Origin of the sequence: Mycolicibacter senuensis (assembly GCF_003284925.1) — a bacterium.
Classification (GTDB): Bacteria; Actinomycetota; Actinomycetes; order Mycobacteriales; family Mycobacteriaceae; genus Mycobacterium; species Mycobacterium algericum_A.
In genome coordinates this window covers 1-9,562 of the sequence record NZ_QMEX01000133.1, presented here as the reverse complement: position 1 = coordinate 9,562, position 9,562 = coordinate 1, and the positions used below count along the sequence as shown (strand labels likewise).

At 68.0% G+C, this 9,562-nt stretch carries 8 protein-coding genes and 2 pseudogenes; 2 read left to right on the top strand and 8 right to left on the bottom strand.

Features of this window, described 5'->3' with window-relative positions; translation table 11 throughout:
• Together DQP56_RS19930 and DQP56_RS19925 are read right to left on the bottom strand one after the other, a co-directional pair.
• Nucleotides 1–970, bottom strand: a pseudogene (locus tag DQP56_RS19930) (hypothetical protein); the annotation flags it as partial.
• Nucleotides 971–1,035: 65 nt separating this feature from the next.
• The gene (locus tag DQP56_RS19925) at nt 1,036–2,412 is read right to left on the bottom strand and encodes a PE-PPE domain-containing protein (RefSeq protein ID WP_234825744.1); all 1,377 of its coding nucleotides are present in this window, start codon (nt 2,410–2,412) and stop codon (nt 1,036–1,038) included.
• A gap of 206 nt (nt 2,413–2,618) precedes the next feature.
• On the opposite strand from DQP56_RS19925, the gene DQP56_RS19920 reads away from it, so the two are divergent.
• Entirely contained in the window at nt 2,619–3,395 is a 777-nt protein-coding gene (locus DQP56_RS19920) for an SDR family NAD(P)-dependent oxidoreductase (protein WP_112688398.1), read from the top strand.
• An 89-nt stretch (nt 3,396–3,484) separates the two neighbouring features.
• Here DQP56_RS19920 and DQP56_RS25785 read toward each other — a convergent pair.
• Nucleotides 3,485–3,705: pseudogene (locus DQP56_RS25785) on the bottom strand (hypothetical protein); the annotation flags it as partial.
• Between the two features lie 42 nt (nt 3,706–3,747).
• Here DQP56_RS25785 and DQP56_RS19910 point away from each other — a divergent pair.
• Nucleotides 3,748–4,842 carry a class I SAM-dependent methyltransferase gene (locus DQP56_RS19910; RefSeq protein ID WP_112688395.1) on the top strand — a complete coding sequence of 365 codons (1,095 nt, stop codon included), beginning with the start codon at nt 3,748–3,750 and terminating at the stop codon, nt 4,840–4,842.
• 22 nt (nt 4,843–4,864) lie between these two features.
• Here the strand turns inward: DQP56_RS19910 and DQP56_RS19905 are convergent, their stop codons facing one another.
• From DQP56_RS19905 to DQP56_RS19885, 5 genes are all read right to left on the bottom strand, one after another.
• Nucleotides 4,865–5,275 carry a DUF4267 domain-containing protein gene (locus DQP56_RS19905; protein WP_112688392.1) on the bottom strand — a complete coding sequence of 137 codons (411 nt, stop codon included), beginning with the start codon at nt 5,273–5,275 and terminating at the stop codon, nt 4,865–4,867.
• Nucleotides 5,276–5,311: 36 nt separating this feature from the next.
• On the bottom strand, nt 5,312–6,031 hold the full coding sequence (locus tag DQP56_RS19900) for an NUDIX hydrolase (RefSeq protein WP_112688390.1): 720 nt from the start codon (nt 6,029–6,031) through the stop codon (nt 5,312–5,314).
• An 11-nt stretch (nt 6,032–6,042) separates the two neighbouring features.
• The gene (locus DQP56_RS19895; protein WP_112688388.1) at nt 6,043–6,957 is read right to left on the bottom strand and encodes a glycoside hydrolase family 6 protein; all 915 of its coding nucleotides are present in this window, start codon (nt 6,955–6,957) and stop codon (nt 6,043–6,045) included.
• A gap of 121 nt (nt 6,958–7,078) precedes the next feature.
• The gene (gene ftsY / locus DQP56_RS19890; RefSeq protein WP_112688386.1) at nt 7,079–8,338 is read right to left on the bottom strand and encodes a signal recognition particle-docking protein FtsY; all 1,260 of its coding nucleotides are present in this window, start codon (nt 8,336–8,338) and stop codon (nt 7,079–7,081) included.
• A gap of 228 nt (nt 8,339–8,566) precedes the next feature.
• Nucleotides 8,567–9,562: AAA family ATPase (locus tag DQP56_RS19885; protein WP_165825091.1), on the bottom strand; the 996-nt coding region annotated here is incomplete at its 5' end.

Genomic DNA, 9,562 nt, shown 5'->3' with positions numbered 1-9,562 from the left:
TGCCGCCCGAACCGCCGGAACCGCCGTCGCCGCTGTTGCCCAGGAACCACCCGGCGCTCCCACCGACTCCGCCGTTACCGCCGTTACCGCCGTTCAACGCCGTTATCACGGTGTTGTTGACCCCGGCCCAACCGGACCCGCCGACACCGCCGGCCCCGCCGAAGCCCCAGGCCGCCAGCGCGTCACCGCCCTCACCGCCGTTGCCACCGTCGTGCGTCACCAGCTTGTTGCCGTCGAAGGTGTCGTAGAAGCCGGTGCCGCCCCGGCCGCCGACGCCGCCGTCGCCGAGCCACCAGCCACCGGAGCCGCCCTGACCACCGTCGCCGGCCTCGATGACAGTGCCGTTGACGCCGAGGAAGGCGGCCGCACCCTGGCCGCCCGCGCCGCCGTTACCGAACATTCCGGCGTCGCCACCGACACCGCCCATACCGTCGTTGATCCCGGCCACCCCCGCCACACCGGTGCCGCCGTCACCGAACAGGAATCCACCGTCGCCGAGGTCGCCCAGTCCGAGCCAGCCGAACAGCGAGGTGTTGGTGCCGGTGAACCCATCGATCCCGTCACCGATCAGGTCCCGGCCGAACATCAGGACCCACGGGGTGTTGATCAGATCGATGGTGAGTTGGTTGCCCGCGTCGTGCATCCAGACCTGAATCGCACTGTGCAGCGGCAGGTAGAAGCTGTCGTGGTAGAGCTCGGACCAGTCGCCCGGCGAGAATATGTCGAAGTCGGCCGGCCCGATGTCGATCGGATCGGCGCTGGCCATGCCCACGTCGACCGGATCGAACACCGACGGGTCGAACCAGCTGCTTGGGTCCAGGAAGTCGAAATCCGCCTGCGCCGAGGGCGCGGTCGCCACCGGTGTGAGCGCAACGGCCAGGGCCGCTGCGGCGCCACCCACCGCCCGACACCACCGACCGGTTGCGGTGACCCCACGCTTGCCGATTCCGCGGCGATGACGACGGTTCATTTTCCCAAGACCTTTCTGCGACAAATCCGTGGTGACGAATGCGGTGGTGACGGGCCGGATCGACCTCAGGCGGGGCCGATCATGTCCAGCCCAAAGAGGTCGGCGATCCAGGACAGGTCGGGATTGCCGTCCACCAGCGAACCGAGGAAGTCGGTGAAGTCCGACGTGCCCGCCGGATCGGTGGCCATCGCCGAACCGCCGAACAGCGACGTGGGGTCCTGGATGTCGAAGTAGACGCGCTGCGCGGCGTTCCACACCGTTGAGAAGGGCTCCTCCGCCATGAATCCGCCCAGGAAGTAGGTCTTCGGGTCCTGCAGTTCCTTGATCGCGTCCTGAACTCCCTCGGTCCAGGCGTTGGCCAGTGCGGCGTTGATGTCCGTCCAGCTGATGTTGCTCGGCAGCAGGTCCCAGCTGATGGTGGTCGGCACGTTGGCCGGCCCCTGATTCCAGCCTTCGGTGAGACTGCCGTAACCCAGGTTCACCAGGACACGCATGCTGGGCTCCAACAGGGCCGCCAGCGGGCTGCCCCAGACCGGGTTCAGCCGCAACAGATCCAGGAGCGGCAGCGTCTCGGAAGGAATCATGTAGTAGTTGGTCAGGCTGTCGGGGTCGGTGGTTTCCAACGCGATCGCGTTTGCGATGTCGTCTTCGCTCAGCCCGAAATATCCGATATGGGTCACGAACATGCCGGCGATGGCATTGAGCGTTGACAGCAGGTTCAGCGGGTACCGGGGAAAATCGGCGTAGCCGTCGTATTCCATCGTGTAGACGTCGGTGGTGAAGTAGTCCGGAGTCGGATGACCAAGGGTCAATCCGTTCCAAAAGCTGACGTCCCCGCCCCAGAAGTTGAGCATTTCGACAATACCGCCGTTGGGGTTGGCGGCGTTTCCGACCAGCACGAAGTGGACGTCCTCGGCCGGCACACCCTGGTGGTAGAGCTGCTCCATCGTCATCGACGACATCGCCGCGCTCTGCGAGTAGCCGAACACGTACACCGGGTTGTCGGGGCCGGCTTGTCCGGTGGCGATTTGCTCGTTGATCGCTGCGGCGAGGATCTGCGCCCCTTGGACTTCCGAGACATTGCCCGGGAAGTAGAGCTGGGGGGTGAACAGTGAATCCGCGGTCCCGGTGAAGCCGTGCGGCCGCAGGTACATGATGTCGGCGGCGTTGACGTATCCCTCCGACGGCAACGGAATACCGCTGCCGCCCATGACGAATGCAGTTCCTCCGCCGGCTGCCGCGGCGACATCATCGGAGGCGGCGAGCTGGACCTGGGGTGACACGGCAACCGCCGCTGACGCCGCCGCCGACGGCGACGTCGCACCGCTGACGCCGACCACAACGCCGAGCACGACGAAAACGCTTATGGCGGCGAGGACCGCACGCAGGTGACGAGATGACCCTGTGCCCCGCAAGCCCGACATCGCCGTGATATCAGCCATGGAAACTCCCTGAAAGCGCTCGAACATGTCACCAACACGATGCGGAACTGCAACCGAAATTACATCACGCGCAACAGTTTTAGTCAGGGGAACCGCAGAAAGCCAGCCAACTGACATAACTTGCGTTATTGGGACGTGATGATAATTTTTTCTATTTCGCCGTGCCCGAAACATCGGAGGACTATCGTCCGCGTAAAGTGTCCAGCGTGGATATAACTGGAGCAAGCGCGATCGTCACCGGTGGCGCATCAGGAATCGGCGCGGCTACGGCCCGCCAGTTGGCCGACAAGGGTGCCCGGGTCGTCGTCGCCGACCTGCAGGCCGACAAGGGGGAGGCGCTCGCCCACGAGATCGGCGGCGTGTTCGTGTCCGTCGACGTGACCAACACCGACCAGATCATCGATGCGGTCAACACCGCCGCCGACCTCGGCCCGCTGCGGGCGCTGGTGAACTCCGCCGGCATCGGCTGGGCCCAGCGCACCATCGGCAAGGACGGCGAGTTCGAGTCGGCGCACAGCCTGGACGCCTACCGGAAGGTACTGGCGATCAACTTGATCGGCACCTTCGACTGCATCCGGATCGCGGCGACCGCGATGAGCCGCAACGAGCTCACCGACACCGGCGAGCGGGGCGCGATCGTCAACATGACCAGCGTCGCGGCCTTCGACGGTCAGATCGGGCAGGCCGCCTACTCGTCCTCCAAGGGCGGCGTGGTCGGGATGACTCTCCCGGTCGCTCGCGACCTGTCGGCCGTCGGGATCCGCGTCAACACCGTCGCGCCCGGCCTGATCGACACCCCGATCTACGGGGAGGGCGAAGCCTCGGAGGCCTTCAAGGCCAAGCTCGGCGAATCGGTGCTGTTCCCGCACCGGCTCGGCAAACCCGAGGAGCTGGCGTCGATGGTGATCGAGCTGCTCACCAACTCCTACATGAACGCCGAGGTCGTCCGGGTGGACGGTGGCATCCGGATGCCACCGAAGTAATCTCACCGCTGAGCAAGAAGGCCCCCGTTGCGTTTCTTTTCGAAGGGGGCCTTCTTCGTCGGTCATCGGTCACCTCAGCCCGCGGCCCATACGACCGCAATGCGTTTGAACGAGGAATGGTGCGGCAGTACCGTGCCCAGGCCGAGCTTGATGTCCTCGGCCAGTCCCCCGGTCCGAAGCCCTGGTAATCCGGGTCGATGATCTCCACGATCCTGACATCGCCGTGCTGCAGCAGCCGGTTCTCCTTCCACCGACATCGCCACTGTAATCCGCCGACGCGGCCCCGTTCGTTACCGTGGGACGCGGCTATGACGACCTGCGGTCTGCGGCCGCAGTGAATTCGAGGAGCACGGTGACGACACCAGCGGCCGGGCACCAACCGGCGGAATCCACCGAGGACGCCGGCGCCTTCGCCGATCGGATCACCGATGCGCTCGATGCTGCCAGCCTCGCGTTGCTGCTGAGCCTCGGGCATCAAAGCGGCCTGTTCGATGCCATGGCCGGGCTGTCGGCACCGGCGACCAGTGCCCAGATCGCCGATGCCGCCGGCCTCAACGAACGCTACGTCCGGGAATGGCTGGGCGGCGTGACCGTTGCCGGCGTCATCGACTACCACGCTGCGACGGCAACCTATCGACTGCCCGAGCACCGCGCGGCGGTGCTGACCCGTGCCGCCGGTCCCGCCAACCTGGCGCGCGTCGCGCAGTACATCGCGCTGCTGGGCGAGGTCGAGCAACGGGTGTTGGCCTGTTTCCGTGACGGCGGCGGGCTGGCGTACAGCGAATATCCCCGCTTTCACACCGTGATGGCCGAACGGAGCGGCGAAGTGTTCGACGCCGCACTTGTCGAGGTGGTGTTGCCGCTCGTCGACGGATTGCCCCAACGCCTGCGCGCCGGCGCGGACGTCGCAGATTTCGGCTGCGGCAGCGGCCACGCCGTCAACGTCATGGCGGCCGAGTTCGGCAACAGCCGCTTCACCGGCATCGACTTCTCGGCCGAGGGTATTGCGCGAGCGAGCCGGGAAGCCGGCCAACGGGGCCTGACGAATGCGACGTTCGAGCGCCATGACCTGAGCACGTTCGACCGGTCCGGCGCCTATGACCTCGTCACCGCGTTCGACGCCATCCACGATCAAGCGCAGCCGGCGCGGGTGCTGCAGAACATCCATCGGTCGCTGCGTCCCGGCGGCATCCTGCTGATGGCGGACGCCAAGGCGTCGAGTCACTTGGCGGACAATGTCGGTGTCGCCAGGAACACCTACCGGTACACGGTGTCCTTGATGCACTGCATGCCGGTGTCGTTGGGGTTGGACGGCGCGGGTCTGGGCACCATGTGGGGCCGTCAGCTGGCCATGTCGATGCTGGCCGATGCCGGCTTCGCTGATGTCGAATTCACCGAGATCGCCGAGGACCCGTCGAACTACTACTACATCGCGACCAAGAGCTGACGGTTGCTGGACTCCCCTACCGTCAACCGGCCGAGCTGATCGCCGCCGGTATCGCGCCCGATCGCCCCGGCCGTCGCGCGGCACCCCAGAGGCCGACGCCGATGCCGACTATCGCACCGCCGAGGCCGATGAGCTGCTGGCCGCGTTTGAGGTCAGCGTGCACGCTCATCCCGCCCAGCAGGTCGGCCGCATCAGCACCACCGGAGGCCAGAAACCAGCCGCGGGTGTCTCGGCCACGCACCCCGGCGTACAGCAGCAGGCCCCCGATCAGGGCGTCGCGGTAACCCATCGACCGCAGCAGCAGTCGCGCCGAAGGCCCCGGGTCGTCCGGCTCCCCCCAGATCCGGTTCGCCCGAAGGGGATCGACCAGGAATGAGACTCCCGAGGCCAGCCGAATGCTGCCGGCGACGAGCGCGGCGCGGTCCATCACCATGGACCGCAGCCTAGGGCGGGCTACGCGCGCCCGCAGCTATTTCCAGGCGAAGACGGGTTGCTCCAGCTCATCGACCGGGTCTGCGCGGCCCTCCAGGCATAACCACCGCAGTTGCAACAGCACCGCACCCGTCGGCGCGTGGATGAGGTCGTTGCCCAACGGGATCTGCACCACCGGACGCGGACTCTCCGGGATGGAGATGAAGCGCGGGGAATCGTCACGCTGCAACTGGTGCAGCCCGACCCGATAGACCGCCACCACCTCGTCGGGCGCGGGCCGCGGATCGAGCCGCCCCCCGCCCCAGATCACTACCGGGCTGATGACGTACCCCGAGCGGGTGGGGTAATCGTCGAGGAGACCCAGCACCGCCGAGTCGGGCAGCCGGACGCCGACCTCCTCGTCCAACTCCCGCAGCGCAGCGTCGACCGCGGTCTCCCCGGGATCCAGTCGACCGCCCGGCAGCGCCCACTGCGCGGCGTGCGACGTTAGACGAGAGGCCCTGCGGCACAACAGGAAAGCAGCACCGCCGGAGACGTCGACCATGCGGCCGTCGAGGCCCGCCTCCGGCATGGGCCGCCCGCCGATCCAGTCGTCCACGGGTGCGGGGTCGACCCGGTCCTCGCCGATCTCGGAGTCCACGAGCACCACCGCGACGGCCGCATGCCGCTTCGACGGATCCGTCACGACGCGGCGGTCGTGCGCCACCAGGTGTGCCCGGATCCGGTCCCGCAGCGCGTCGTCGTAGCCGATGCTCACGGCGTGATCGGTCAGCCGGCGTTGCGGGCCAGGTTGATGGCGTACTCGCTGACGAAGTGCCCGGCGGCCGGTTCGCCGTGGCCGCAACTGCCGTCGGACTCCCCGACCCGCTTGACCCACAGGTAGGCGTCGGCGTGCGCGCCGGCGGTGTCGGTGGTCGGCGGTGTACCGAGGGCCCGTCCACTCGGGTTGCACCAGCCGTACGGATCGCCTTCGGCGGGACCGGCCCCGTTGCGGGAGGTGTCGATCACGTAGTGCTTGCCGCCCGTCATGCCGGAGATCTCTTCGCCGTAGCCGATCTGCTCTTCGGTGGTGAAGTGGTTCGTGGAGTTGAGCGCGAAGCCCCGCGCGCGTGCCACCCCGGCCTGGTTGAGCCGGTTGGCCATTTCACCGGCGTTGACCCAGCGCGAGTGCCCGGCATCGACGTAGACGGCGGTGGCCGGGTTGCGTCCCAGCGTGTCGACGGCGTAGCTGATCAGGTCGAAGCGCTCCTGGCGCTGGGCTCCGGAGAGGCAGTCGGCCATGGCCAGCGCGTCCGGTTCCAGGACGATCGCGGCCGGCGAACCACCGATGCCGTCGGCGATGCCGTCGATCCAGGCGCGGTAGGCCGCACCGGAGGAGAAGCCGCCGGCGGCGTAGCTGCCGCAGTCACGGTGCGGGATGGCGTAGAGCACCAGCACCGGCATGGCACCGGCCGCGGCGGCCGCGCCGGTGTGGCGGGCCACCGTGGCACCGACGGATCCGACCCCGAATGCCTGGTCGAGCCAGTAGGCCTGCGGGGTGTTGGCCACCCGGGCCAGTTCGGCGCTCTCCGGCTGGGCGTTGGAGGCATGCATCGCCTTCGAGATCGGGTCGACGTAGAACGGCATTCCGGCCAGCGGGTTATCGCCGTCGGCCAGGGCCGGGCCGGCACCGGCGAGGGCCATGACGGCCAGGAACGGGACGAGGCAGCGCGCTACTGCGCCAAATGCTGAGGGGAGCACACCGAAAAATTACCCCACGGGCCGATCGGTGGTAACAGGACGGTCACGATCGCTGCCCGGGCGCTCAGCCCAGCAGCGCGTCGACGAAGGCCGCGGGCTCGAACGGCGCCAGGTCATCCGGCCCCTCGCCCAGCCCCACCAGTTTGACCGGCACACCGAGCTCCTGCTGCACCCGAAAAACGATGCCGCCTTTGGCGGTGCCGTCCAGCTTGGTCAGCACCACCCCGGTGATATCGACGACGTCGGCGAACACCCGGGCTTGCGCCAGGCCGTTCTGCCCGATGGTGGCGTCGAGCACCAGCAGCACCTCGTCAACGGACGCACGGCGTTCCACCACCCTTTTGACCTTGCCGAGTTCGTCCATCAGGCCGGTCTTGGTGTGCAGCCGGCCGGCGGTGTCGACGACCACGACGTCGGCACCGGACGAAACGCCCTTGTCGACGGCGTCGAACGCGACCGAGGCCGGGTCCGCACCCTCGGCGCCGCGCACCACCTCGGCACCCACTCGCGCCGCCCACGTCTGCAGTTGGTCGGCCGCGGCGGCCCGGAAGGTGTCGGCGGCGCCCAGCACCACCCGCCGGCCGTCGGCCACCAGCACCCGGGCCAGCTTGCCGACGGTGGTGGTCTTGCCGGTTCCGTTGACGCCGACCACCAGCAGCACCGACGGGTGCTCGTCGTGCGGCAAGGCCTTCACGGAGCGGTCCAGGCCGGGCTGCAACTCACCGATCAGCACCTCCCGCAGCACGGTGCGCGCCTGGCCTTCGGTGCGCACCTGCCCGCCGGCCAGCTTTTCGCGCAGCTGGGTGACCACCGCTTCGGTGACCACCGGCCCCAGGTCGGCCACCAGCAGGGTGTCCTCGACGTCCTGCCAGGAGTCCTCATCGAGGTCACCCCCGCCGAGGAGCCCGAGCATGCTGCGCCCCAGCGCGTTCTGCGACTTGGCCAACCGGCCGCGCAGCCGTTGCATCCTGCCTTCCACCGGCTCGATCTCCGGTTCGACGGACGGCTCGACGGCTTCGGCGGGCGCTGAGGGGGGCTCAGGGGGAGCTTCGGGCAGTTCGATGTCGGTGATGGTGCGCCGGGGCGCGTCCCGGGGAACGGTCGCGTCGTCGCCGATGACTGGGGCAGACGGCTCAGTCGTTTCGGTCCGGCTGAAGGTGATGCCGGAGGAGGCGGCGTAGCCACCCGAGCGGTCCAGGCTCTCGCGATGCGGCGCGGACAGGCTGATGCGCCGCCGGCGGTGGCGTACCAGACCGAAGATCAATGCGGCGATGACGACAAGTGCGGCGGCGACCGCTAGGGCAATCCAGAGACCTTCAGACACCCCGCCATTGTTTCAGGGCCGTAGTGGAGTTGGGTTGTCGGTGGTGCCCGGCAGACTGCGGACAACACGCCTTCGGGCGTAACCTGCCACTATTCGAACTGCCATCGAGCGGGGGCACCGTGTCCGCGCTGCTGGATGGGCCGTTTGACTTGATGACCCTGGAGCAGTGGGACGCACTTGAGGTCGCCCACATGTGGACATGGAGTTCACCCTGGGCGAGTTGACCGGCTAACTCGGGCTGGAGACCAACTCTTCGCCGCGGATGCGCTGGGAGATCACCGCGGTGATCCCGTCACCTTGCATGGTCACCCCGTACAGCGCGTCGGCGACCTCCATGGTCGGCTTCTGGTGGGTGATCACGATCAGCTGCGAACGGGCCCGCAGCATCTCGAACAGCGCCAGCAGCCGACGCAGGTTGGTGTCGTCCAGGGCGGCCTCGACCTCGTCCATGATGTAGAACGGCGACGGGCGGGCCCGGAAGATCGCGACCAGCATGGCGATCGCGGTCAGCGACTTCTCCCCGCCGGACAGCAGCGACAGCCGCTTGACCTTCTTGCCGGGCGGGCGGGCTTCGACATCGACTCCGGTGGTCAGCATGTCGCTCGGGTCGGTCAGCAGCAACCGGCCCTCCCCGCCGGGGAACAGCGCCGCGAACACCTCGCGGAATTCGCGCTCGACGTCGGCGTAGGCGTCGGTGAACACCTGCAGGATGCGAGCGTCGACGTCGGAGACCACGTCAAGCAGGTCCTTGCGGGCCGCCTTGACGTCTTCGAGCTGGGTCGACAAGAAGTTGTAGCGCTCTTCGAGTGCCGCGAACTCCTCCAGGGCAAGCGGGTTGACCCGGCCCAGTTCGGCCAGTTCACGCTCCGCGCGCTTGGCCCGGCGCTCCTGGGTGGGCCGGTCGAACGGCATGGGGGCCGGGGCGGTGACCTGCTCGCCGCGTTCGCGGGCCTGCTCGAACTCGGCCATCTCGAGTTCGGTCGGCGGCAGCGGAACGTCGGGACCGTACTCGGCGATCAGATCCTGCGAGCTCATCCCGAACTGTTCGAGCACCATCTGCTCGAGTTGCTCGATGCGCAGTGCGGCTTGCGCCTTGGCGACCTCGTCACGGTGCAGCGACTCGGTGAGCGCGGTGATGCGAGTGCTCAGCGAGTTGACCTCGTCGCGGACGGCGGCCATCGCGGCGGCCCGCTGCTGGCGTTCGCCGGCCAGCCCGTCCCGGAT